The following is a 22,477-nucleotide window of genomic DNA, read 5'->3' as shown; positions in this document are numbered from 1 at the left end:
GCGCGTCGGGGAGCGTGGCGGCCTGGATCGGGAACGGCCGGTCGACGCCGCTCGCGGCCAGCACGCGCGTGAGCGCGGCGGGCACGCCGAGACCGTGCCGCTATCCTGAACGGGATGCCTACCAACGTGTGCAGATTGGGGGTCCCGACCGCAACAGCTGAGTGCTGATGCGGACCTCGGAGACCCGGCTCGACCTATGGCTGCGGGTGCGTGAGTTCGCCGTACCGCCGCCGATGATCAAAACGTCCACCGCCCGGCGCCTCGCCGGGGACTGGGCCGGCGCCTGTGCCGCCGCCCGCGTCGACGTGGACCTCAACCTGCGGCTCCTGGCCCGGCTGCGCGGCCCCGACATCGCCGCGCGCGTCCGCGCCGACCTGCGCCACCTCGCCCCCGACCTGCTGCGCTGGCACCTGCCGCGGGCGGGCCCCGAGGGCCGGCTGCGGCCCGGGCTGACCGTCCCGCTCGCCCGCTACGACGACGGCCTGCACCTCGTCGCGCGGACGCCGCCCGCCTGGGCCGCCGGCGGCCAGCGGTTCGGCCTCGCCCTGTGGGACGGCACGCCCGGCCACCCGCACCCCGACCGGTACTACCGGCTCGACCTGCACCGCCACCTCTGGGACGCGCGGCGGGCCGGTGAGCTGCGCGCGGGCGCGGCCCGACTGGTTGGCCGAGGCCGGGCGGCTGCGGGCCGAGCGGGTGCGGGCCGAGCGGGTGCTCGTCCGGTACGGTCGCCGCCGCCTCCTGCTCGACACCGAGTCGGGCGAGGCGCGGCCGACCCGCACCCGCGACGGCCGGCTGCCGGTGCTCCCGCACGCGTCCACGTGGCCGGCGCCCGACCTGGAGCTGCTGGAGGCCGGCCGCATCGACCCGGGCGAGCTGCACCCGCTCGTCGCCGCCGCGCTGGCCCCGGGCTTTCCGGCTAAAGCCGAGCCGGCATCGGTACCGGCCCAGGGCCCGCGGATCGTCGAGTGCCGGGGCGCGGCCCACCGGATCGCGCTCGTCGGCGGGGTGCTCACCGCGCTCGACCACGACCCGGCCCAGCTGCGCCGCGAGGAGCTGCTCGCCGCGCTCGGCGGGCCGCCGCTGCCCTGCCTGCGGGCCATCGACGACTGCCACCGCCACCCGGAGTCCCTCGACGACATCCGCGCCCGGCTCGACCACGGCGACACCGCCGGGGCCCTCGCCGCCGTGGAGGACCTGATCGGCCCGGACGCGCTGCTGCGCGCGGGCGCCCTGCGCGACGCCTTGGAGGCGGCCGCGCACCAGAGCATCCGGCACGGCCTGTACCGCAACGGCCTGACGAATTTCTGAAAAAGGTGATGACGTATGCCCACTTTGGACACCGCCGCCGACCTGCTGAAGCTGCTGTACGACACCGAGACCGAGCCCCGCGACGACGCGCAGCTCGAGGCGCTCACCCTCGCCGTCGCCGCCGACCTGCCCGTCCTGCTGTGGGGCGAGCCCGGCATCGGCAAGACCGCCGCCCTCGACCAGCTCGCCGCCGCCCTCGACCTGCCGCTGACCACCGTGATCGCGAGCGTGCACGAGCCGTCGGACTTCGCCGGGCTGCCGATCCCCGGCGACGACCCCGCGGCGCAGGGGGTGGCGATGGCCCCGCCCGACTGGGCCGTGCGGCTCGTGAAGGCCGGGCGGGGGCTGCTGTTCCTCGACGAGCTGTCCACCGCGCCGCCCGCCGTGCAGGCCGCGCTGCTGCGCGTCGTGCTGGAGCGGCGCATCGGGGCGCTCCGGCTGCCGGCCGGGGTGCGGATCGTGGCCGCGGCCAACCCGCGCGGCTCCGCGGCCGACGGGTGGGAGCTCAGCGCGCCGCTCGCCAACCGGTTCGTGCACCTGCAGTGGGCCCATCGGCACGAGGTCGTGGTGCGCGGGCTCGGCGGGGTGTGGCCGCGCACGCGGCTGCCCGAGCTCGACGCGGGCCGGCTGGGCGACGCCGTCGCGTTCGCGCGGCGGGCCGTCTGCGGGCTGCTGGCCGCGCGGCCGAAGCTGGTGCACCAGCTGCCGGCGAGCGAGTCCCGCCGCGGCGGGGCGTGGCCGTCGCCGCGCAGCTGGGACATGGCGCTGCGCCTGGTCGCGTTCGCCACTGCCGCCGGAACGTCCCGCGAGGTGCTGTCGATGCTGGTCCGCGGGGCGGTCGGCGACGGGCCGGGCCTGGAGCTGCTCGCGAGCCTGGACCGTCTGGACCTGCCGGACCCCGAGGAGCTACTGGAAGATCCTTCGGCGGCGGTACTGCCGGAGCGTGGCGACCTGCGCCAGGCCGTCCTCGACGCCGTGGTGGACGCGGTCCGGCGCCGCCCCACGCGGGCGCGCTGGGACGCGGCGTGGGCGGTGCTCGCCGGGGCCGCCGCGACCGGCGCGCCCGACCTCCTCGTCGTGCCCGCGACGACCCTGGCTGCGCTGCGCGAGGACGACTGGGAGCTGCCCGACACCATCGAGCGCCTTGCCGGCGTCGTCTCCGTGGCCCGGGCCGGTGCGCGCTGATGTCCCCCTTGTCGTTGGACGCCGAGAAGCTCTACGCGGCGCGGCTGCACGCGACCCGGGCCCGCCCATACCTCGCGACGGCCCTGTTCGCCCTGCACGTGGTGCCGTCGCGGCTCGTGCCCACAATGGGCGTGGACCGGTACTGGCGCTGCTATGTCAACCCGGCCTTCGTCGCCGCGACCGCGCTCGAGGAGCTCGCCGCGGTCTGGGTGCACGAGGTCTCGCACCTGCTGCGCGACCATCACGGCCGCGGCGACCGCCTGGGCCTCGACACCCCGGGCGACCGGCTGCGCGTGAACATCGCGGCCGACTGCGAGATCAACGACGACGCGTTCGGCGACGGCCTGCCCACGCCCGAGGGCGCCGTGCACCCGGACCGGCTCAACCTGCCGGCCGGGCAGCTCATGGAGGAGTACCTGCCGCAGTTCCGCCTCGGCCCGCGCACCCAGGAGCACGCGTGGCTCGACTGCGGCAGCGGCGCCGACGGCCTCGAGCGCCCCTGGGACCTGGGCCCCGGCGGCGCCAACGCGCTGAGCGCGCACGAGCGCGACGCGGTCCGGTTCCGCGTCGCCGAGGGCATCCGGGGCGCCCCGGGCCACGCGCCGAAGGGCTGGCAGCGCTGGGCCGACGAGGCCTTCCACCCGCCGCAGCCGTGGCGGCAGCTGCTCGGCGCGGCCGTGCGCACCGCGGCGTCCGGCGCGGGGTCGGGCGACGACTACACGTACGGCCGCCCGGCCCGCCGCGCCGCCGCGCTGCCCGGCGTCGTCCTGCCGAGCCTGCGCCGCCGCCCGCCCCGCGTCTGCGTGGTCATCGACACCTCCGGCTCGGTCAGCGACGGCGAGCTGGGCAGCGCGATCCTGGAGGTGGCGGCCATCACGCAGGCCGTCGGCGGCCGGCGCGACCTCGTGACGGTGGTGCCCTGCGACGCCGCCGCGCACCTGGCGGTCCCGCTGTGCCGGGGCGAGGGCATCGCGCTGCTGGGCGGGGGCGGGACCGACCTGCGGGCCGGCTTCGCGCGGGCGCTGCGGGCGAGCCCGCGCCCGGACGTGGTGGTCGTGCTGACCGACGGCCAGACCCCGTGGCCGGAGCGCCGCCCGGCGTGCCGCACGGTGGTGGGCCTCTTCCCGCGCGCGAACAAGCCGGCGTGGGACGAGGCCGACCCGGACTACGTGCCCGACGCCCCGCCGGACTGGGCCCGGGTGGTGACCATCGGCTGACCGAGCGGGCGGGTCACGACCAGGCGAGCGAGGACCTCGTGCGCCAGTACTCGTCCGGCCGCTCGGCGTCGTCCCGCAGGTCCGGCGCGGTGCCGAGGGCGCGCAGGTTGCTCCTCAGCTGGGCCACCGTCGCCGCGCCCGACAGCACGACGTCCGCGAACGGCTGGGCCAGCGCCGCGGCAATTGCCGAGGCGTCCCGCGCGGCCAGGCGGCCGTTCGCCATCGCCTCCTTGACGATGACGCGGCGGCCGTCCGCGTGGGCCTCCGCGAGCGCCGGGCCGGCCGAGCGCTCCAGCAGGTTCCACGTCGCCTGGACCGAGCGGAACAGCGGCTCGCCGTCCACCTCGACGCGCAGGGCGGAGCGGATCGCCGAGGCCTGCTGGGGGCCGCTCACCGACAGGCCCACGGTGACGCCCGTCGCGGCCAGGCCGGCGAGGAGGCGGTGCAGGGTGCGGTCGGTCAGGGCCGGGCTGTCCGGGGTCACCGAGTGGATCTGGTACAGGCTCAGGCGCCCGCCCAGCAGCGCGCGCGACTCGGCCAGCTGGCGCTCGAAGGTCGCGGGCGAGTGGTCCTTGGCCTCGTGCACGTCGGCGTCGACGCGCCAGCCGGCGGTGTACGTGTACCCCCACTTCGACCCCACGACCACGTCGTCGTGGCCCGGCAGCCAGGCGGCCAGGAACTCCTCGGCGCGGCCGTACGAGCGGGCGACGTCGACGTAGCGGACCCCGGCCTCGTACGCGGCGTCGAGCAGCTCGTGGCTGCGGGCCCGCAGCGCGGCGACCGAGCGCTCCGGGGGCAGGTCGCGGTCGCGGCCCAGGTTGATGTACCCGGGCCGGCCCACGGCGGCGAGCCCCAGCCCGATGCGCATCAGGCGGGCTGCAAGTGCTCGGCCAGGATGGCCAGGTGGGTCCGGCGGGCGGCGGTGTGCCGGGCCAGGCCGTCCGGGGTCAGGTTCACGAACACGCCGCGCCGGTCGGCCTCGCACAGGGCGCGCGCGACGAGGCCGTGCTTCTCCAGGCGGGCGACGGCGCGGGACAGGGCGCTCTGGCTCAGGTACATGTCGGCGGCCAGGTCCTGCATGCGTCGCTTCTCACAGTCCTGCCCGACGAGACGGTCGAGGATCTCGAACTCGCTCAGCGTCAGCCCGTGCTCGTCCGACAGGGCTCGCTCCAGGTGGCCCGCGACCTCGTTGTAGCTGGTCAGCAGCGAGCGCCACCGCTCGACCAGGGCTCCCTCCGACCTCATGGGCGGCATCCTACTCCTCGATCCGGGACAGTGCACCTGCATTAAATGTACGCGGATTTAGTGCATGGACATTGAATGCGCACGCATCTAGTGTCGCATCTCGTGACCATGACCTTGACCAACGCCGATCGCACCCGGACCCCGCAACGGCTCTGGGGCGTGCTGGCGGTGCTGTGCGCCGTGCTGTTCCTCGACGGCCTCGACGTCTCGATGGTCGGTGTCGCGCTGCCGTCGATCGGCGGCGAGCTCGGCCTGTCCACCACCTCACTGCAGTGGATCGTCAACGGGTACGTCCTCGGCTACGGCGGCCTGCTGCTGCTCGGCGGCCGCACGGCGGACCTGCTCGGCCGGCGCCGTGTCTTCCTGATCGCCCTCGGCGTCTTCGCCGTGGCCAGCCTGGTCGGCGGCCTCGTCGACGACGGCGGCCTGCTGATCGCCACCCGTTTCGTGAAGGGCCTCGCGGCCGCCTTCACCGCCCCGACCGCCCTGTCGATCCTGACCACCACCTTCCCGGAGGGCCCGGCCCGCAACCGCGCGCTGTCGGTGTTCTCCGTCTTCGGAGCCAGCGGCTACTCCTCCGGCCTCATCCTCGGCGGCCTGCTCACCAGCGTCGGCTGGCGCTGGACGTTCCTGATCCCGGTGCCGCTCGCGCTCGCGGCGCTGGCCGCCGGCATCGCGCTCATCCCGCGCGACCGCCCCGCGGCCGAGGGCGGGCACGACCTGGCCGGCGCGGCAACACTGGTCGGCGGCATGCTGCTGGCGGTGTACACCGTCGTCTCCGCCCCGGCCCGCGGCTGGCTGCACCCGGTGACGCTCGGCCTGGCCGTCGCCGCGGTGGCCCTGCTGGCGGCGTTCTTGACCATCGAACGCCGCGTGCGGCACCCGCTGATCCGGCTCGGCATCCTGCGCATCGGCTCGATCGTGCGCGCGAACCTGGGCATGGTGGCGCTGTTCGGCTCGTACCTGAGCTTCCAGTTCATGATGACCCTGTACCTGCAGGACGTGCTGCACTGGTCGCCGCTGCGCATGGCCCTCGCCCTGCTGCCGGCGGGCCTGCTTGTCGCGTTCGGCTCGCCCTTCGTGGGGCGGCTCATCACGCGGTACGGCACCGCGCCCCTCATCGTGGGCGCGATGCTCTCCATGAGCCTGGGGTACGGCTGGTTCCTGCTCACGGCCGGCAACACGCCGCACTACGCGGTGACCACGCTGCCGACGATGCTCCTGCTGGGCGGCGGCTTCGCGTTCGGCTTCAGCTCGATCATGGCCCAGGCCACCGACGGTATCGCCGACGCCGAGCAGGGGCTGGCGTCCGGCCTCGTGCAGACCTCCGGCCAGGTCGGCGCGGCCCTGGTCCTGGCCGTGGTGACGGCCCTGACCGCGGCGGCGAGCCCGGCCTCGCGGGGCGACTTCAGCCAGTTCCACCCGGGCGTCAACCTGGTGACCGGGGTCGCGGTGGTGGGCCTGCTACTGAGCCTCACGCCACTGGTACTGCGCCGCCGTTAGGAACGCGTCGACGTCGTCGGCGTACAACCGGACCTCGGTCACCGGCCCGTCCGGCGTCCCGAGCGGCGTCGGCTCGCGCAGCGCGACCTCGACGTTGGTCTGCCCGGAGACCGGCACCGACAGGGTGCGCCCGGCGGCGTGCTCCTCGACCTGCAGCATCGCGCTGCCGGCGAGGAGCCGCCGCCGGGCGCGTACCTCCGCCACGGCGGCGCCGGGGATCGCGATGTCGGCGAAGATGCTGTGCCGCACCCGGATGCCGGCCTCGTCGACGAGGTGCGGGTACACCCGGTAGGACGCGACGATGCCCAGCATCCACAGCAGCCCGTAGACGCTGAGCACGTCCACGACGAGGCGGACCACGGGCCACGGCAGGATCAGGTGCACGGCCACGGTCTCGACCGCGGAGACGATCACAAATGCCCAGAGCAGGGGTCGTACCGGTCCGGCGTAGCCGAACCCGTCGCGCGGCCCGCGCCGCAGCACCCAGCGCGCCAGGCCCTGCCACATGAGTCGCTCGAGCGCGGCGTACCGCCTCATCGGCCGCTGAGCTGCATGCTGGCGGCGAGCGCGGTCAGGACGACGACGGCGAGGATCAGCAGGGTGAGGCGTACGGCGCGGCGGCGGCGCGGGGCCGGGTCCGGTGTGGTCATCGGTTCACACCTCCCGGGCCCGGCGGGTCAGCCGGCCGGCGAGGGCGGCGGCGGCCCAGCCGACCAGGGCGATGATCAGCGTGGTGACGGCGAGATGGACGATGTTGTTGGCGAGGCGGTCGCTGACCGTGCCGCGGACGGTGAAGCCGCCGTCCGCGTCGGGTGGCCCGCCCGCGCCGAGGATGGCGACCGCGACGTTGGCGTACAACAGCTGCAGTAACCCGGCGGTCAGGGCGGCCAGGCGGGCGACGCGACGCCCCGCGGCCGGACTGCGGCGCCACAGGGTGCCGGCGACGCCGATGACGGCGGGCACCGCGAGCACGATCACCCCTCTCCGCCAGGAGGTCGGGACGAACGTGACCTGGTCGACCGCGGTGAACCCGGACAGCAGCAACGCCACCACGGTCGCGAACACGCCACCCAGGACGCCGGGCAGCGCGACACCGGGCCGGCGCAGCAGCGCGCTGGCCCCGAGCAGGAACCCGGCGCAGATGACCCCGACGACCGCGAGCGCGATCCAGCCCCCGGCCCCGAGCCCGAAGTCGACGACCAGCCCGGCGTGGACGGCGAGGCCGGCCACGGTGATCGCGACCGCGGCCCAGAGCGCGGCGGCGGCCCGGCCCCAGGGCGGCATGACCAGCGCGGCCCCGGTGCAACCGAGCGCGAAGCGCAGCCGCCGCCGGCGGCCGTCGAGGTGGCCGAGCTCGCCGAGCATGGCCTGGCCCCACTCGGCCCGCGGCGGGGCGAGCAGGCCCACCGCCCAGCGCAGCAGCCGCAGCGGCGCGTCCTCGGTCGGCCCGTCGAGCAACCGGCGCGGGTTGCGGCGGTACAGCGCGACCGCCACGGCGGCCGGCGCGATCAGGAACACGAAGAACAACGGCATTACGCCTCACTCAGACGGCGGCGGGGGTGGGCGGCGGTGCGTTCCTGACGAGCGGCGGTCAGCGCGGCCACGAGGTCGCGGCCGGCGCCGGTCAGGCGGTACAGGTGCCGCGGCGGCCGGCTGTCGACGCCCGGCTCCCACGAGGTCTCGAGCAGGTCGCGGTCGGCCAGCCGCACGAGGATCGGGTAGAGCGAGCCCGACTTGAGGCGCACCTCGGTGGCCAGGTCATACCCGTAGCGCCACCGAGCCGGCTCCGCGGCGAGCGCGAGGAGAACGCGAACCGTCTGCGGCGAGGGAGGGCGGTTACGCTGCACGCGCTTAACTCTACTCATGTAGTCATTACGGTCAAGGCCCCTGCGGCGTGAGCTGTTCAGGCAGTACGGGCGGCGGCTGCGGCGACGGTTGCCAGGTCTTCGCCCGAGAAGCCGCCACGGCTCAGCACCGCCAGAGATTTGTTCGTCGCAAGTGTGCACAACGCCAGCTCTGCCGCCTCTTGCTCACCCGCCCCCGCCGCCAGCAACGCCTGCTCCAGCATTGACCGCAAGCCGTCCACCATCGCGCGGACCGTCGCCTGGTCCTCCGGGTCGAGGGCCCGCAGCTGCGTGACCGATACCGTCAGCAGGCAGCCGTCCGGAACCGTCGGGTCGGCGATGCGGTTCAGGGTGACCTGCAGGAACGCGGCCACAGCGGCGCTCGGGCCGGGGTGGGGGCCGGACAAGGCCTGTTCGTACAGCGGGTGGTAGGTCTCCGCGTACCGCAAGAGGCTCTTGCGGAAGAGGGCGCTCTTGTCGCCGAAGGTGCCGTAGAGCGACCCCCGGCCCAGGCCCGTGCCCTCGGTCAGGCGTTCGATCGAGGCCTCCGAATAACCCCAGCGCCAGAAGACATGCATCGCGCGTCGTAGCGCCTCGTCCACGTCGAATTGCTTGCGGCCCGCCATGGTTCGTCAGCCTACACGTCTTGTAATGATCGTTCAAAGATGTGTATGGTCGCCGGCATGACATGTGGTACCGATCGTTCAAAGATGGTGGTGGTCGTATGACGACGTTGAGTTCGCTGCGGTTGCCCGACGGGTTCGCCGACGTCTTCACCAGCCGGTTCGTGGAGGTGAACGGGCTGCGGCTGCACGCAGTCACCGGCGGGGACGGCCCGCCGCTGCTACTGGTCGGCGGGTGGCCGCAGACCTGGTACGCCTGGCGGGAGGTGATGCCCGCGCTCGCCCGCGAGCGCACCGTCGTCGCCGTCGACTCGCGCGGGGCCGGGCTCTCCGACAAGCCCGACGACGGGTACGACGCCGGCACGCTGGCCGCCGATCTGGTCGCGCTGATGGCCGCGCTCGGGCACGACCGGTTCGACGCGGTCGGCCACGACATCGGCACGTGGACCGCATACGCGCTGGCGGCCGATCACCCCGAACGGGTAGGTCGGCTCGCCGTCCTCGAAGCGGTGATCCCCGGCCTCACCCCGTCCCCGCCGGTCTTCAGCCCGGCCGCGGTCAATCAGAAACTCTGGCAGATCGGCTTCAACCGGCTCACCGACCTCAACGAGGAACTGGTCCGGGGGCGGGAGCGGCTCTTCTTCGGCTGGCAGTTCGCCACCAAGGCCGCCACCCCGACCGCGATCCCCGCGTACGCCGTCGACGTCTACGTCGACGCGATCGCCGCGGATCCTCGCGCGCTGCGCTCGAGCTTCGCGTACTACCGGGCGCTGGACGAGACGATCGCGCAGAACGAGCAGCGCAGCAGGACTCGGCTGACGTTGCCGGTGCTCGCCGTCGGCGGCGCGCTGTGGAGCGGCGCGAATGCCGTGCAGACGATGCGACTGGCGGCCGACGACGTCACCGGGGCCGTCCTCGACGATTGCGGGCATTACCCCGCCGAGGAACAGCCGGCGCGGTTCACCGAGATCCTGATGGACTTCCTGCGTGGCGAGGCGGTAGCAGGCGTGCCGCGGTGATCAGACGGCTATGGCGTGGGCGACCTTCCACGCCCCGCCGACCGGGACCATGGTCAGCACCACCCGGTTCTGGTCGACCTTCTCGCCGGTGATGTTGGCGTTGCGGCGGTACTGGTCGACGTAGAGCAGCAGCTCGACCCGCTCCAGGCCGGCGCTCACCACGCCGGTGGCCGAGACCGCCGCTCGCACGATGGCCTGTTCGGCCACCGCGTTGGACTTGAGCGCCGTCGTCGTCTGGGCGTACTCGTCGGCGAAGCCGCCGGTCGTGAACCCCTTGCCGTTGGCGACGCTCGCGTCGAAGCTGCGGTAGTCGTACGAGAAGATGGCCTGGGCCGCGGCGTTCGCGGCCGCCGTGGACTGGCGCACGGCCACGTCGCGGCGGTGGTGCTCGTCGGTGAAGTACCAGCCGGTGCCGGCCAGGCCGAGTGCGGCCACGATCAGGACGTACACGTAGACGCGCTTCATCGTCGTTCTCCCCTCAGCCCACGAACTGCAGCTTGGCCACGAGCCAGCGGCCCGAGTCGCGGTCGCGGGCCAGGTCCACCTGGATGCGGTAGTGCGACGCCCGGCCCTCCGGCGCCTTGCTGTTGCGTACCGTCGCGTCCACCGCCACCAGCACGACGGCGTGTTCGCGGTCGCCCGAGACGAGGGCGGACCGCAGCACGGTGCCCTTCGAGTCCACGTTGTTCTCCACGACCGCGGCCTTCACCTGGGCCTGGCCGCGGGTGAACTCGTCGCGGAAGTCGCCGGTCGCGCCGGCCACGATCCGCTGCAGGTCCCGGTCGACGCTTGCCGCGCTCACCGACACGAAGTCGACCGTGGTCTGCTGGGCCGCCGCCAGGGCCTGCTGGTGCGCGCGGTCGAGCGTGCGGGCGTCGTACCACCGCTGACCGAGCACGGCGGCCGCGGCGATCGCGGCGCCGAGCACGAGCGCGAGCAGCGCGGTGGCGAGCGTCGGGCGGCGCAGCCGGAACCGGGGCTTCGGCTCCCGGCGCCGCACCGAGCGGGCGGGCCCCCGCCGGTGCGGCGCCGTTCGCCGACGAGGAGGCTTCCCGGCGTCATCCTCGTCGTGAGTAACGTCTTCGACGGACTTCTCCTCCAGGACCACCGGCTCCTCGTCCAGGTGCGACAGGACGTGGTCGATGGTGTCGCGGCGCTTCGGGACCCGGCGGCGGGTGGCGGCCCGCCGCCGGACGCTGCGCGGCGCGAGCCGTTCAGCAGCAGCCACGTGCTCCTCGGAAGAATCGGAATCGGCGCCGCCCGGCACGAGCCGCAGGCCGCGCTCCTCTGATGCGGACACGGAAGCCTCCAGGGATGACGGGCTCACGGCGCGAGACCGGCGAGCAGGAGTTGTTTCCAGGACTGGTCGCCGGCGAGCGCGTACTGGCCGCCGGTGGTGCCGAACAGCAGCGGGTTGCCGTCCGAGCCGAGCACGGTGCCGGACACCGGGTCGTAGGACGGCGGCGCCGGGTCGCCCGAGGAGCCGGGCCGCGGCGCGTTGTTCGTACCGCGGACGCTGGACCCCCGCCCCTGGTCGGCCGCGCTGCACCGCGTCGAGCCCCCGTACTTGCACGGCGGCGGGTCGTCCACGTTGAGCACGAGCCCGAAGTGGGCCGTCCCGTCGCCGGGCGTGACCGTGAAGCCGCCGGCGACGGTGAGCGGGTACACCACAAGTACCTGCTCGATCCCGGGCAGCCTCCGGGCCGCGACCCCGTTCACCGCGACCAGGTTGGCCAGCAGCGGCCCGATCGACGGGTCGAGGCCGTCGAGCAGCGACACGAGCTCGCGCGCGGCCGGCGGCGCGTCGGCGATGATGCGGCGCAGGTCGGCGTCGGAGGAGCGCAGCGTCGCGGCGATCTGCGCCAGGCCCGCGGCCCACTGCCGGATCGCGGCCGCCGACTCTTCCTGGGTCTGCAGTACCGTGCGGCCGTCGGCGAGCAGCGCGCGGGTCTGCGGCAGCGCGGCCGAGGCCGAGTCCAGGATCAGCTCGCCCGCGTCGAGCAGGTGCCGCAGCGCCTGCTCGTTGCCCTCGAAGGCGGTGCCGAGCTCGTCGATGACGACCGACAGCGCCTGCGGGTCGACCGACTGCACGAGCGCGTCGAGGTTGGCCAGCAGCGTCTCCGGGGCGAGCGGGACGCCGGTGCGCTCGCGCGGGATGACGGAGCCGTCGCGCAGGTACGGGCCCGCGTCGCCGTCCGGGCGCAGGTCCAGGAACTGCTCGCCGACGGCCGAGCGCTGCCCGACCACGGCCCGGGTGCCGGCCGGGACGAGCACCCCGTCGTCGAGGTGCAGCCGCGCCCGCGCCCCGCCGGCGGAGCCGGCTTCGGTGCCGGCGCCTGAAGACATCGAGTGCAGCGCGACCGACTCGACCCGCCCCACGGGCACGCCGCGGTAGGTGACGGGCGCGTTGGCGAAGAGGCCGCCGGCCTGGGCCAGGTCGGCGTAGACGGTGGTACCGCGGCCCAGCAGGCGGTCGCCCAGGCCGACGTACTCCAGCCCGACGTACACGATCCCGACGAGCCCGACCACGAGGAAGGCCAGCACCTGCAGCTTGGCGGAGCGGCGGATCACGGCAGCAGACCTCCGCCCAGCACGTCGGTGAGGCCGCCCTGCTGCCCGTTTGTCGCGCCGGTCGCCGGGGGCAGCAGGCAGGCGGGGGACAGGGCGGTGCCCGGCGGCAGCAGCGTGCCGGGCGGGAAGACGGTCCCCGGCGGCACGACGCCGCCGGGCGGGATCAGGCTGCCGGCCGGCGGCTTGCTCCCGGGCGGCACGATCTGGCAGTCCTTCGGCAGCTCGCAGCCCTTGGGCGGAATCCACCCGGGCGGGAGCAGGCCGCCGATCGGCAGGCAGTTCAGCGGCAGCACGCCGATGAGGGGCGGCGGCTTCTGGGTGCCCCCGGAGCCCCCGGTCTTGGGCTGGCCCCCGGACGACCCCGAGGAGCCCGAGGTGGCCTTCGGCGCCGGGGTCGAGGCGACGGGCGGGGCGGTGTTCACCAGCAGGTTGGACAGGATCGTGGTGGCGTCGATGTCCGCGGTCGCGCCGAGGTTCACGTAGTCGCCGACGATCGCGCCGCTGACGCTGGGCGGGAACGGGAACGACAGCAGGAAGTCCAGCGACTTCGGCAGCGCGTCGCCGGCCTTGACCAGCTGCTCCAGCAGCGGCTGGAGCGCCTTGAGCGAGGCCAGCGTGTCGTCGCGGCTCTGCTCGATCACCCGGGTGCCGACCCGGCCCAGGTCGCCGAGCGCGGTCAGGGTCGCGGTGAGCTGCTCGCGCTGCTCCTCGAGCACGGTCAGGCCCGGGGCCAGGGACGACAGTGCGGTACCGATGACGTCCCGTTGCTTCGACAGCGTCACGGTGAGCCGGTCCAGGGCGTCGAGGGCCCGCACGATGTCGGCCTTCTGCGCGTCGAGCCCGCCGACGAACGCGTCGAGCTGGTGCAGCGCGTCCTTCGCGGCCGGCTCGCGGCCCTGCAGCGCGGTCCCCAGCTCGTCGTTGATGGTCTTGAGCTGGGCCAGGCCGCCGCCGTTGAGCAGCAGGCCGAGCGCGGCGAGCACCTCCTCGACCTCGGCCGAGCGCCGGGTGCGGCTCAGCGGCACGACCGAGCCGTCGCCGAGCTTCCCCTGCGGCGCCTCGGTGGCCGGGGCCTCCAGGGCCACGTACTTCTCCCCGAGAAGACTTGTCTGGCGTACCGCGGCCGTGGCGTTGGCCGGCAGGCTCACCTTCGCGTCGACGCGCAGCCGCACGCGGGCCGTCCAGCCGTCGAGCGAGATCCGTTCGACGCTGCCGACGGTCACGTCGTTGACCTTCACGGCGGCCTGCGGGACCAGGTCGAGCACGTCGGAGAACTCGGCGGTGACGTGGTACCCGGGGCCGGACGGCGCGCCGCCCGGAAGCGTGAGGCCGCAGCCGCCGGCGAGGAGGCAGACACCGACGGCCGCGGCGGCCAATGCACTTCTCACGACGACACCTCCGCTGCGCTCCGAACCGCTCACGACAGGCCTCGCAGGATGCCGCCGAGCGTGAGGTCGCGGGGGACTTCGGGCAGGGAGGGCAGTGCCGGGGCGGCCGGCGCCTTGGTGGTGTCGACGGCGGGCGGCGCCGGCTTGAGGCCGCCGATCGTCTGGCCGAGCGCCGTGCACTCCTTCGGCAGCTGCGCCACCGGCACGTTCTGCGCGATCACCGAGCAGACGTAGGTCGCGGCGTCGTAGGGGCCGAGCGCGTCGTCGCGCGTGTCGAGGGTCCCGGAGCGCGGGTTGTACGCGAGGTTGAGATTCGACAGCGCGAGCGGCGCCAGGTCGAGGATCTCGATTATCGCCTTCTGCTGCTTGGCGAGGACCCCGGTCACGTCCGCGAGCGCGTCCACGTTGGACACCAGCTCGTCCTTGTTGTCGCGGATGAACGCGGTCACCTGCGCCAGGGCGGTGGCCAACCCGTGCAGCGCCGCGGCCAGGTCGTCGCGCTCGCCGGCGAGCTGCCCGGCGACCTCGGCCAGGCGCTGGTTGAACGCGCGCACCGCGGCGTCGCTCTGCGCCAGGGCGGTGGTGAACTCCTGCAGGTTGACCAGGGTGCCGAAGAGGTCCTGGCGGCCGTCGGCCAGGGTGGTCAGCGCCTTGTCCAGCCCGTCGATGGTCGTGTGCAGGTTGTCGCCGTTGCCCCGGAGGTTGGCCTGCCCGGCCAGCACGAGCTGCTTGAGCGCGCCGTCGGCGTTGGCGCCGCCGGGGCCGAGCGCCTCGTTGAAGTCGTTGAGGGCCTTGTAGATGTCGTCGATCTCCATCGGCACGGCGGTGCGCCCGACCGGGAGGTCCGCGCGGTCGGCCAGGGCCGCGCCGCCGGTGTAGGCGGGGGTGAGCTGGATGTACCGGTCGCTGACCACGCTGGGCGGGATGATCAGGGCCTGGGCGCCGGCCGGGATCGGCCACTCGGCGTCGTAGGACATCTCGACCCGGACCGTGCGCCCCTGCGGCGTCACCGAGGTCACCTCGCCGATGCGCACGCCGAGCACGCGCACCGACGAGCCGGCGTGGATGCCGACGGTACGGGTGAAGTGGGCCACGAGGTGCCGCTGCGGATGCCCGGTGCCGGCGATGACCAGGGCCACGGCCGCGCCGGCGAGTACGGCGGCGCCGAAGGCGATGAAGCGCTTCACGTCACCGCCCTCCGCTCGGCACGTACGGCTGGAGCAGGCCGGCGAGGTAGGAGTCGAACCAGCGGCCGTTGCCGGTCACGTTGGCGAACGCGGCCACGAACGGGCCCATCCGCTGCAGGGTCAGCTCCAGGTTGTCGCGGTTGCGCTGCAGGATGCCGACGACCCCGCGCAGCTGCTGCAGGGCCGGCTCCAGGCGGTCCTTGTTGTCCGAGACGACACCGGCCAGCTGGGTGGCGAGGGCGTTGGTGCCGACGAGCAGGTCGTGGATCGCGTCGCGCCGCTTGCTCACCTCGGTCAGCAGCGCGTCGCCGTCGGCCACGAGCTTGCGGAACTCCTCGTCGCGCGCGGCCAGCACCCCGGTCACCTCATGGGCCCGGGTCAGCAGTGCCCGCAGCTCGCCGTCGCGGTCGCTCACCGTCTTCGACAGCCGCGACAGCCCGTCCAGGGACGCCTGGACGCTGCCGGGGGTGTCGGCGAAGGCCTGGGCGAGCGTGGTGAACGCGTCGGCGAGCTGGATGCTGTCGATCTGGTCGAGGGTGTCGGCGAGCCCGGTGACCGCCTGCACCACGTCGAACGGGGCGGCGGTGCGGTCGAGGGGGATCTCGGCGTTCTCGGCCAGCCGGCCGGCGCCCGCGGGCTCCAGCGCGAGGTACTTCTGCCCCAGTACCGTCTTGATGCGGATCGTCGCGCGGGTGGCGGTACCGATGCGGACACTGTCGTCCTCGAGGCGGAACGTGACGCGCACGTAGGGGCCGGGGCCGCTGCGGGCCAGCCCGACGCCGGTCACCTTGCCGACCCGCACGCCCGCGACCCGCACCTCGTTGCCCGGCGCCAGCCCGCTCGCGTCGCGGAACGCGGCCCGGTAGCTCGTGGCGGTCAGCCCGGTCAGCGCGTCCATCTTGAACGCGCCGAGCACGAGCGCGACCAGCACAACCAGGCCGGCCGTGCCGACGACGAGCGGGTTGCGTCTCACGCCGCGCCTCCTGTACTGCACCGGGCCGCCGTGGAGCTGAAGCTCGCCGGGTCGAGCCGCTGCCCGGCCAGCGTCACCTGGCCGTCGAAGTCGCAGAGGTAGAAGTTGAACCACGAGCCGTAGGAGGCGACGCGGGTCAGCTGCTCATATCGGCCCGGAAGGTTCTGCAGGGTCTTGTCGATGACCCCCGCGTTGGCGTTCAGCGTGCCCGACAGCGTGCCGAGCTGGTCGATGTCGGCCTGCAGGGAGGGCCGGGCGTCCTGCAGCAGCGCGGCGGTGGCCCCGGTGAGCGCGCCCACGTTGGCCAGCGCGTCGCCGATCGCGGCCCGGTCGCCGGCGAGGCCGGAGACGAACTGCTGCAGCCGCGCGATCGTGGTGTCGAGGTCACCGCGATGGTCATCCAATGTGGACAGTACGGCGTTGAGGTTGGTGACCACCCGGCCGATCACCGCGTCCCGGTCGGCGAGCGTGCCGGTCAGCGACGCGGTGCTGCGCAGCAGGCTCGCGACCGTCCCGCCCTCGCCCTGCAGCACCTGGATGATCTCGTACGCGAGCTGGTTGACGGCCTGCGGGGTGAGCGCGGTGAACAGCGGCCGGAAGCCGTTGAACAGCACCGTGAGGTCCAGCGCCGGGGTGGTCCGCGACTCGGGGATGGTCTGCCCGGCGCTCAGCGGCCGCCCGTCGCCCGGGCCCTCGTTCAGCGCGACGTAACGCTGGCCGACGAGGTTGCGGTACCGGATGGTCGCCCGCACGTCCGTGGTGAGCGGGATGGCGTCGTCGACGGTGAAGGCGACCTCGGCGACCCGGTTGTCGGCGACGCGGATGGCCCCGACCTCCCCGACCTTCACCCCGGCGATGCGCACGTCGTCCCCGGCGAGCAGGCCGGTCACGTCGGTGAAGCGGGCCTTGTACCGCGTGCCGCCGCCGCCGAACGCGCCGAGGGTATGCGCGAGCAGGCCGGTCAGCAGTACCGTCACCGCGGCGAAGAGCGTGAGCTTGAACAGGTCCTTCTTCACTTCGCGTTCACCACCACTCCGCGCAGCAGCGGGCCCCACAGCAGTACCGCGATGTCGGGCACCTCGGCCGGCAGCACGCCCTCGGCCGCGCCGATCAGCGGGTCGAGCAGCTTCTGCTCGTCGGCCGAGCCGGCCTCGCTGGAGGGCGGCGACACGACCGTGCCCACCGGGAGCCTGGCGGGGCCCGGGCGGTTCGCGCCGTAGTCGTAGCCGTCGTTTATCGCCGCGCCGGGCCCGGGCACCTGGGGGCTCGGCAGGCCGCGGCAGTCGGGGCCGTTGCGGGCGCCGTAGACGGGCTGGTCGCCGTTGACGTACTTGCCGTTGTCCCGCGTGATCTCCAGCGTGATGTGCATCCGGCCGCCGGAGAAGACCTGATCGACCCGCGGCTGCAGCGCGACCAGGCCCTGCATCAGGCAGGGGTACTCCGGCGCGTACGCGGCGAGCAGCTCCAGCACCGGCCGGCTCACGTCGCCGACCCGGATGAGCTGGTCGCCGTGGCGCTGCAGGAAGTACTTCGTGCTGTCCGCCGCCGCCGTGGTGTCCGCGTAGAAGCCGGCCAGCTGCTCGCGCTGCTCGACCACCGTGTCCGCGGTGACCGAGACGTCGCGCAGCAGGCCGAGCAGGTCCGGCAGGACGCCGTCGTACACGTCGAGCACCGCGGCGAGCCGCCGCACGTCCTCGGCGATGAGCGGCATGTCCTGGTTGAGCGCCCGCAGGTAGCTGTCGAGGTTCGTCACGTCGCGGCCGACCTGGTCGCCCTTGCCCTCCAGGGCCGTCGCCAGCGCGCCAAGCGTCGCGGCGAGCTTGTCCGGCTGGATCGCCTGCAGCAGCGGCAGGGCGTCGTCGAGGACCCGTTCGAGCTCGAGGGCGCTCGCCGAGCGGTCCTGGCCGATGACGTCGCCGTCGCGGATGGCCCGGCCGCCCGGTCCGGGGACGAGCGCGACGTAGCGCTCCCCGAACAGCGTCTTGGGCAGCAGCCGGGCGCTGACCGTCGCCGGGATCTGGGTCGCCGGTGCGGGGTCGAGGGCCAGGCGCAGCCGCGCGCCCGAGCCGTCGCTGTCCACGCTGCGCACCTCGCCGACGACGACGCCGTAGTACTTGACCTCGGCGCCCGGGCTCAGCTGCATGCCGGTGTGCGCGGCCTTCAGGGTCACCCACGTGACAGGGGTGAAGGCCTTGTCGTACTGCAGCACGGCCAGCCCGAGCGCGGCGCTCAGCAGCACGATGAAGGCGAGGCCCAGGAGTCTTCTCATCCGGCGATCCGCACGGTCGTCGTCGCGCCCCAGATGGCCAGCGACAGGAAGAAGTCCACGACGTTCACCGCGACGATGGCCAGGCGCACCGCGCGCCCCACGGCGACGCCGACCCCGGCCGGGCCGCCGCTCGCGGTGTACCCGTAGTAGCAGTGCACCAGCACGACGATGACGCTGAACACGACCACCTTGACGAACGACCACAGCACGTCGACCGGCGGCAGGAACAGGTGGAAGTAGTAGTCGTACGTGCCCGCGGACTGTCCGAAGTAGACGATGGCCATGGTCCGGGTGGCGAGGTAGCTCGACAGCAGCCCGACCACGTAGAGCGGCACGACCGCGATCAGCCCGGCGATCATCCGCGTGGTGACCAGGAACGGCAGCGACGGTACCGCCATCACCTCGAGCGCGTCGACCTCCTCGGAGATGCGCATCGCGCCGAGCCGCGCGGTGAACCCGCAGCCGACCGTCGCCGAGAGGGCCAGCGCGGCGACGAGCGGGGAGATCTCGCGGGTGTTGAAGTAGGCCGAGACGAACCCGGTGAACGCGCTGGAGCCGATCTGGTCCAGCGCCTGGTAGCCCTGCAGCCCCACCTCGGTGCCGGTGAAGAACGTCATGAAGCAGATGACGCCCACGGTGCCGCCGGCCACGGCGAGCGCGCCGCCGCCGAAGCTGACCTCGGCGAGCAGCCGGACGATCTCGCGCTTGTACCGCCGGACCGTCCGCGGTGCCCACGCGAACGCGCGCAGGTAGAAGGTCAGCTGACCGCCGAGATCGTCGAGCCGGTTCAGGATGGCCATGCTCAGCTCCCCTTCTGCGGCACGATCTGGAAGTACACGGCCGTGATGACGAAGTTGAGCGCGAACAGCAGCATGAAGGTGATGACCACGCTGTGGTTCACCGCGTCCCCGACGCCCTTGGGGCCGCCCTTCGCGGTCATGCCCTTGTACGAGGCCACGAGCGCCGCCACCGCGCCGAACACGAGCGCCTTGATCTCGCCGACGACGAGGTCCGGCAGCTGCCCGAGGGCCTGGAAGCTGGCCAGGTACGCCCCCGGGGTGCCGTGCTGCAGCACCACGTTGAAGAAGTAGCCGCCGGCCACCCCGACCACGCTCACCAGGCCGTTGAGCAGCACCGCGACAAGCATCGTGGCCGCGATCCGGGGCGCGACCAGCCGGTGCAGCGGGTCGATGCCCAGCACCTCCATCGCGTCGAGCTCCTCGCGGATCTTGCGCGCGCCCAGGTCGGCGCAGATCGCCGAGCCGCCGGCGCCGGCGATGATGAGCGCGGTGACGATCGGGCCGGCCTCGCGCACGACCGCGAGCACCGACGCCGCCCCGGTGAACGACTGCGCGCCGAGCTGGCGCACCAGCGAGCCGAGCTGCAGCGCGATGACCGCGCCGAACGGCACCGAGACCAGCGCGGCCGGCATGATCGACACCGAGCTGACGAACCAGGCCTGCTGCACGAACTCGCGCAGCTGCCACGGTCTCCTGAACAGCCCGCGCAGGGCGTCGAGCGAGAAGATGAAGAACAGCCCGACCGCCGTCATGACCGGAACGACCCTTCGGGCGGGGCGATGTTGTTGGCCGCGCACCACTGGCCCGGCGGGCGCTCCGCCCTTCGCGGCTCTCTGTTGGAGGGCGGCAGCTGCAACGGGATCGGCGGCAGCGGCGGCGGCTCGACCCCCGCGTCGGCCTCGGCCTGCAGCTCGTCGGCGTCCTTCTCCTCGGCCATGCCGATCGGGCCGACCCGCTGGGCGTTGAGGAACTGCCGCACGACCGGCTCGGTGCTGGACAACAGCATCTCGCGCGGGCCGAACATGGCCAGGTGCCCGTGGTAGATCAGGCCGATGTTGTCCGGAACCGTGCGCGCGGTGTTGATGTCGTGCGTGACGATCAGGAACGTGGCGTCGATCTGCTGGTTGAGGTCGATGATGAGCTGGTTGAGGTACGCCGTGCGGACCGGGTCGAGACCCGAGTCCGGCTCGTCGAAGAGCACGATCTCCGGGTCGAGCACGAGTGCCCGGGCCAGCCCGGCGCGCTTGCGCATGCCGCCGGAGATCTCGCCGGGCAGCTTGCCCTCGGCACCGTTCAGCCCCACCATGTCGAGCTTCTCGGAGACGATCGCGCGCACCTCGCGCTCCGGCTTGCGGGTGTGCTCGCGCAGCGGGAACGCCACGTTGTCGTAGATGTTCATCGACCCGAACAGCGCGCCGTCCTGGAAGAGCACGCCGAAGAGCTTGCGCACCTCGTACAGCTCCCGCTCGCGCAGTCGCGTGAGGTCGTGCTCGCCGATGAGAATGGCGCCGCGGTCGGGCTTGAGCAGCCCGACGAGCGTCTTGAGGAACACCGACTTGCCCGTGCCGGACGGGCCCAGCAGCACCGAGATCTCCCCGGCGGGCAGGGTCAGCGTGACGTCGGACCACACGGGCTGGGCGCCGAAGGACTTCGTCAGCCCCTCCACGTGCACCTCGACGCCCATATGGTCCTCCCTTCATGGGTGAGATCGCGAACTCCCGGCCGGGCGTAACAGCTTCTCCGGGAAATTTCTCCGGGTGGTGGTTCCGGCCGCAGGCGGTTACCGTGCGTTCACGATGACGGCGACATTCGATCCGGGGCTCGTCGACCGCGCCGTACGGTCCGAGCCGGAGGCCACGGCGGCCCTGCTGGAACAGCTGCGGCCGGGCGTGGTGCGCTACTGCCGCGCCAAGCTCGGGCGCGTCGGCGGGGCCTACACGACCGCGGACGACGTGGCCCAGGAGGTGTGCCTCGCGCTGCTGCGGGCCCTGCCGCGGTACCGCGACCAGGGCCGCCCGTTCACCGCGTTCGTCTACACGATCGCCGCGCACAAGGTCGCCGACGCCCAGCGCGCCGCGGTCCGCGGCCCGGGCCCGACCCCGACGTTCCCCGATCGGCCGGACGCGGCGCCGGGGCCCGAGCAGCAGGCGGTGAGCACCGACCTGGCCCGCCGCCTCTCGGTGCTGCTGGCCCAGCTCCCCGAGCAGCAGCGCGAGATCGTCCTCCTGCGGGTCGCGGCCGGGCTGTCGGCGGAGGAGACCGGCGTGATCGTCGGCCTGTCGGCGGCGGTCGTGCGGGTGTACCAGTCGCGCGCCCTGGCCCGCCTGCGCACCCTGGCCGGCGACTCCCTGGGCGAGGTGGCGGCGTGACCTCTCTGCTGCTCCGCGCGTTTACGCTGGTGTTCGTGGTGGCGCGATGACGGATCGAGGTGAGACCGTGCCGGACAGCCGCGGCGAGACGCCGGTCGACCTGGCCACGTTGCACGCCGACGACGCTCTGCTGGACGCCCTGGCACGGGGCGAGCGCCCCGGCGCCCCGGCGGGCGACGCCTTGACCGACCTGTTCGCCGATTGGCACGCGGACCTGTCGGCCGACCTGCCGGACCTGGACCTGGACCCGGACTCTCTGCCGGACCGGCCCGAGCTGCGAGATGCCGCCCCGGAGCCGGACACCATCGTTTCCGACATTTCGGAAAAGCGGCGCCGGCGGCGGCCCGGGGCGGGACTGCGCCGCACGTTCGCCGCGGTGGCGGCCGCCCTCGTGATCCTCGCCGGCCTCGCCGTGGGCGCCGAACGCTCGGGCCCGAACGGTCCTCTGTGGCCGCTCACCCAGGTGTTGTACCCGGAGCAGGCCCACGCCCGCGCCGCCGAGCAGGCCATCGCCGAGGCCGCCGACGCCATCGCCGCCGGCCGGTATGACGACGCGCGCCGCCTCCTGGACACCGCCGCGAACGAGGCGGCCCAGGTCGACAACCCGGGCACCCGCCAGCGCCTGCTCGACCGCATCGCCGACCTGCGGTCCCAGCTTCCGCCGCCCACCCCGGCCGCCGCCGCCCCGTCCGCGACGAGCGCGCCGCCCCCGACCACCGAGGCCGTCCCGGCCACCCCGACCCCGGCCCCGGGCGCGACGACCGCGGGCGGAGACCCGGGCGGCGGCGGGGGCGCGACGAACACGCCGGGCAACGGGGGAGGCGGCCAGATCATCCCGGGCCTGCCGACCCAGATCGTCCCGACCGGCCCGGTCCTGCCCCTGCCGACCCAGATCCTCCCGTCGGTACCGGGCCTGCCCCTCCCGACATTGCTCGGCTGACGACGGGGCGCGCCGCGGCGTGATCGCAGAAAT

23 protein-coding genes and 1 pseudogene are annotated in these 22,477 nt (G+C 73.7%); 7 read left to right on the top strand and 17 right to left on the bottom strand.

Annotated elements, in window-relative coordinates; translation table 11 throughout:
• Positions 1-167: 167 nt before the first annotated feature.
• From AB0B76_RS50150 to AB0B76_RS50140, 3 genes and pseudogenes are all read left to right on the top strand, one after another.
• A pseudogene (locus AB0B76_RS50150) lies at positions 168-1,302 on the top strand (hypothetical protein); the annotation flags it as partial.
• A 24-nt stretch (positions 1,303-1,326) separates the two neighbouring features.
• On the top strand, positions 1,327-2,496 hold the full coding sequence (locus AB0B76_RS50145; protein ID WP_360390584.1) for an AAA family ATPase: 1,170 nt from the start codon (positions 1,327-1,329) through the stop codon (positions 2,494-2,496).
• On the top strand, positions 2,496-3,713 hold the full coding sequence (locus tag AB0B76_RS50140; RefSeq protein WP_360390582.1) for a VWA-like domain-containing protein: 1,218 nt from the start codon (positions 2,496-2,498) through the stop codon (positions 3,711-3,713). Before AB0B76_RS50145 ends, AB0B76_RS50140 begins: the two co-directional genes overlap by 1 nt.
• Positions 3,714-3,726: 13 nt before the next feature.
• Here the strand turns inward: AB0B76_RS50140 and AB0B76_RS50135 are convergent, their stop codons facing one another.
• Both AB0B76_RS50135 and AB0B76_RS50130 read right to left on the bottom strand, forming a co-directional pair.
• Positions 3,727-4,581, bottom strand: coding sequence for an aldo/keto reductase (locus AB0B76_RS50135; RefSeq protein WP_360390580.1), 855 nt, complete (start codon positions 4,579-4,581; stop codon positions 3,727-3,729).
• Entirely contained in the window at positions 4,581-4,958 is a 378-nt protein-coding gene (locus tag AB0B76_RS50130; RefSeq protein WP_360390577.1) for a MarR family transcriptional regulator, read from the bottom strand. Before AB0B76_RS50130 ends, AB0B76_RS50135 begins: the two co-directional genes overlap by 1 nt.
• Before the next feature lie 108 nt (positions 4,959-5,066).
• Between AB0B76_RS50130 and AB0B76_RS50125 the strand changes: the two genes are divergently transcribed.
• A complete protein-coding gene (locus AB0B76_RS50125; RefSeq protein ID WP_360390589.1) occupies positions 5,067-6,461 on the top strand; it encodes an MFS transporter in 1,395 nt (464 codons plus the stop codon).
• Here the strand turns inward: AB0B76_RS50125 and AB0B76_RS50120 are convergent.
• The 4 genes from AB0B76_RS50120 to AB0B76_RS50105 all read right to left on the bottom strand — a co-directional run bounded on the left by AB0B76_RS50120 (position 6,423) and on the right by AB0B76_RS50105 (position 8,931).
• Positions 6,423-6,998, bottom strand: coding sequence for a hypothetical protein (locus AB0B76_RS50120; protein ID WP_360390575.1), 576 nt, complete (start codon positions 6,996-6,998; stop codon positions 6,423-6,425). The two genes, AB0B76_RS50125 and AB0B76_RS50120, sit on opposite strands and share 39 nt — an antisense overlap.
• A gap of 117 nt (positions 6,999-7,115) precedes the next feature.
• Positions 7,116-7,994, bottom strand: coding sequence for a hypothetical protein (locus AB0B76_RS50115; protein ID WP_360390572.1), 879 nt, complete (start codon positions 7,992-7,994; stop codon positions 7,116-7,118).
• Entirely contained in the window at positions 7,994-8,308 is a 315-nt protein-coding gene (locus tag AB0B76_RS50110; protein ID WP_360390569.1) for a helix-turn-helix transcriptional regulator, read from the bottom strand. The genes AB0B76_RS50115 and AB0B76_RS50110 overlap by 1 nt, the downstream gene beginning before the upstream one ends.
• Positions 8,309-8,364: 56 nt before the next feature.
• The gene (locus AB0B76_RS50105; RefSeq protein WP_360390566.1) at positions 8,365-8,931 is read right to left on the bottom strand and encodes a TetR/AcrR family transcriptional regulator; all 567 of its coding nucleotides are present in this window, start codon (positions 8,929-8,931) and stop codon (positions 8,365-8,367) included.
• 98 nt (positions 8,932-9,029) lie between these two features.
• Here AB0B76_RS50105 and AB0B76_RS50100 point away from each other — a divergent pair, with 98 nt between their 5' ends.
• The gene (locus tag AB0B76_RS50100; RefSeq protein WP_360390564.1) at positions 9,030-9,947 is read left to right on the top strand and encodes an alpha/beta hydrolase; all 918 of its coding nucleotides are present in this window, start codon (positions 9,030-9,032) and stop codon (positions 9,945-9,947) included.
• On the opposite strand, the gene AB0B76_RS50095 is transcribed toward AB0B76_RS50100, so the two are convergent.
• The 11 genes from AB0B76_RS50095 to AB0B76_RS50045 are packed head-to-tail and all read right to left on the bottom strand — an operon-like array spanning position 9,948 to position 20,819.
• Positions 9,948-10,412, bottom strand: a complete 465-nt coding sequence (locus tag AB0B76_RS50095) for a hypothetical protein (protein WP_360390561.1) — start codon at positions 10,410-10,412, stop codon at positions 9,948-9,950. It lies immediately after the preceding gene.
• A gap of 13 nt (positions 10,413-10,425) precedes the next feature.
• A complete protein-coding gene (locus tag AB0B76_RS50090; protein ID WP_360390558.1) occupies positions 10,426-11,247 on the bottom strand; it encodes a hypothetical protein in 822 nt (273 codons plus the stop codon).
• Positions 11,248-11,270: 23 nt separating this feature from the next.
• Positions 11,271-12,518: an MlaD family protein gene (locus AB0B76_RS50085; RefSeq protein ID WP_360390556.1), complete on the bottom strand. Its 1,248-nt coding sequence runs from the start codon at positions 12,516-12,518 to the stop codon at positions 11,271-11,273.
• Positions 12,515-13,906, bottom strand: coding sequence for an MCE family protein (locus AB0B76_RS50080; RefSeq protein WP_360390553.1), 1,392 nt, complete (start codon positions 13,904-13,906; stop codon positions 12,515-12,517). Before AB0B76_RS50080 ends, AB0B76_RS50085 begins: the two co-directional genes overlap by 4 nt.
• A gap of 29 nt (positions 13,907-13,935) precedes the next feature.
• Positions 13,936-15,093, bottom strand: a complete 1,158-nt coding sequence (locus AB0B76_RS50075) for an MCE family protein (RefSeq protein WP_360390550.1) — start codon at positions 15,091-15,093, stop codon at positions 13,936-13,938.
• Position 15,094: 1 nt separating this feature from the next.
• On the bottom strand, positions 15,095-16,066 hold the full coding sequence (locus tag AB0B76_RS50070; protein ID WP_360390547.1) for an MCE family protein: 972 nt from the start codon (positions 16,064-16,066) through the stop codon (positions 15,095-15,097).
• Positions 16,063-17,082 carry an MCE family protein gene (locus tag AB0B76_RS50065; RefSeq protein WP_360390544.1) on the bottom strand — a complete coding sequence of 340 codons (1,020 nt, stop codon included), beginning with the start codon at positions 17,080-17,082 and terminating at the stop codon, positions 16,063-16,065. Before AB0B76_RS50065 ends, AB0B76_RS50070 begins: the two co-directional genes overlap by 4 nt.
• Complete coding sequence (locus AB0B76_RS50060; RefSeq protein WP_360390541.1) at positions 17,079-18,335, bottom strand: MCE family protein; 1,257 nt, start codon at positions 18,333-18,335, stop codon at positions 17,079-17,081. The genes AB0B76_RS50065 and AB0B76_RS50060 overlap by 4 nt, the downstream gene beginning before the upstream one ends.
• A complete protein-coding gene (locus AB0B76_RS50055; RefSeq protein ID WP_360390538.1) occupies positions 18,332-19,135 on the bottom strand; it encodes an ABC transporter permease in 804 nt (267 codons plus the stop codon). The genes AB0B76_RS50060 and AB0B76_RS50055 overlap by 4 nt, the downstream gene beginning before the upstream one ends.
• Positions 19,136-19,137: 2 nt before the next feature.
• Entirely contained in the window at positions 19,138-19,887 is a 750-nt protein-coding gene (locus AB0B76_RS50050) for an ABC transporter permease (protein ID WP_360390535.1), read from the bottom strand.
• The gene (locus AB0B76_RS50045; protein ID WP_360390532.1) at positions 19,884-20,819 is read right to left on the bottom strand and encodes an ABC transporter ATP-binding protein; all 936 of its coding nucleotides are present in this window, start codon (positions 20,817-20,819) and stop codon (positions 19,884-19,886) included. Before AB0B76_RS50045 ends, AB0B76_RS50050 begins: the two co-directional genes overlap by 4 nt.
• A 112-nt stretch (positions 20,820-20,931) precedes the next feature.
• Here AB0B76_RS50045 and shbA point away from each other — a divergent pair, with 112 nt between their 5' ends.
• Entirely contained in the window at positions 20,932-21,504 is a 573-nt protein-coding gene (gene shbA, locus AB0B76_RS50040; protein WP_360390529.1) for an RNA polymerase sigma factor ShbA, read from the top strand.
• A gap of 46 nt (positions 21,505-21,550) precedes the next feature.
• Positions 21,551-22,444 (top strand): hypothetical protein, encoded by an 894-nt coding sequence (locus AB0B76_RS50035; RefSeq protein ID WP_360390526.1) that lies wholly within the window; start codon positions 21,551-21,553, stop codon positions 22,442-22,444.
• The last annotated feature ends 33 nt before the right edge of the window (positions 22,445-22,477 follow it).

It is taken from the genome of Dactylosporangium sp. NPDC049140, from assembly GCF_040648435.1.
The sequence above is the reverse complement of the archived record's forward strand: the minus strand, read 5'-3'. Positions and strand labels throughout refer to the sequence as shown.

Coding starts and splice junctions, on each gene's coding strand:
- AB0B76_RS50095 (WP_360390561.1), bottom strand. CDS start 10,412: ATGAAGCGCGTCTACGTGTACGTCCTGATCGTGGCCGCACTCGGCCTG.
- AB0B76_RS50105 (WP_360390566.1), bottom strand. CDS start 8,931: ATGGCGGGCCGCAAGCAATTCGACGTGGACGAGGCGCTACGACGCGCG.
- AB0B76_RS50060 (WP_360390541.1), bottom strand. CDS start 18,335: ATGAGAAGACTCCTGGGCCTCGCCTTCATCGTGCTGCTGAGCGCCGCG.
- AB0B76_RS50115 (WP_360390572.1), bottom strand. CDS start 7,994: ATGCCGTTGTTCTTCGTGTTCCTGATCGCGCCGGCCGCCGTGGCGGTC.
- AB0B76_RS50045 (WP_360390532.1), bottom strand. CDS start 20,819: ATGGGCGTCGAGGTGCACGTGGAGGGGCTGACGAAGTCCTTCGGCGCC.
- AB0B76_RS50035 (WP_360390526.1), top strand. CDS start 21,551: ATGACGGATCGAGGTGAGACCGTGCCGGACAGCCGCGGCGAGACGCCG.
- AB0B76_RS50130 (WP_360390577.1), bottom strand. CDS start 4,958: ATGAGGTCGGAGGGAGCCCTGGTCGAGCGGTGGCGCTCGCTGCTGACC.
- AB0B76_RS50120 (WP_360390575.1), bottom strand. CDS start 6,998: ATGAGGCGGTACGCCGCGCTCGAGCGACTCATGTGGCAGGGCCTGGCG.
- AB0B76_RS50140 (WP_360390582.1), top strand. CDS start 2,496: ATGTCCCCCTTGTCGTTGGACGCCGAGAAGCTCTACGCGGCGCGGCTG.
- AB0B76_RS50125 (WP_360390589.1), top strand. CDS start 5,067: ATGACCTTGACCAACGCCGATCGCACCCGGACCCCGCAACGGCTCTGG.
- shbA (WP_360390529.1), top strand. CDS start 20,932: ATGACGGCGACATTCGATCCGGGGCTCGTCGACCGCGCCGTACGGTCC.
- AB0B76_RS50135 (WP_360390580.1), bottom strand. CDS start 4,581: ATGCGCATCGGGCTGGGGCTCGCCGCCGTGGGCCGGCCCGGGTACATC.
- AB0B76_RS50145 (WP_360390584.1), top strand. CDS start 1,327: ATGCCCACTTTGGACACCGCCGCCGACCTGCTGAAGCTGCTGTACGAC.
- AB0B76_RS50050 (WP_360390535.1), bottom strand. CDS start 19,887: ATGACGGCGGTCGGGCTGTTCTTCATCTTCTCGCTCGACGCCCTGCGC.
- AB0B76_RS50055 (WP_360390538.1), bottom strand. CDS start 19,135: ATGGCCATCCTGAACCGGCTCGACGATCTCGGCGGTCAGCTGACCTTC.
- AB0B76_RS50100 (WP_360390564.1), top strand. CDS start 9,030: ATGACGACGTTGAGTTCGCTGCGGTTGCCCGACGGGTTCGCCGACGTC.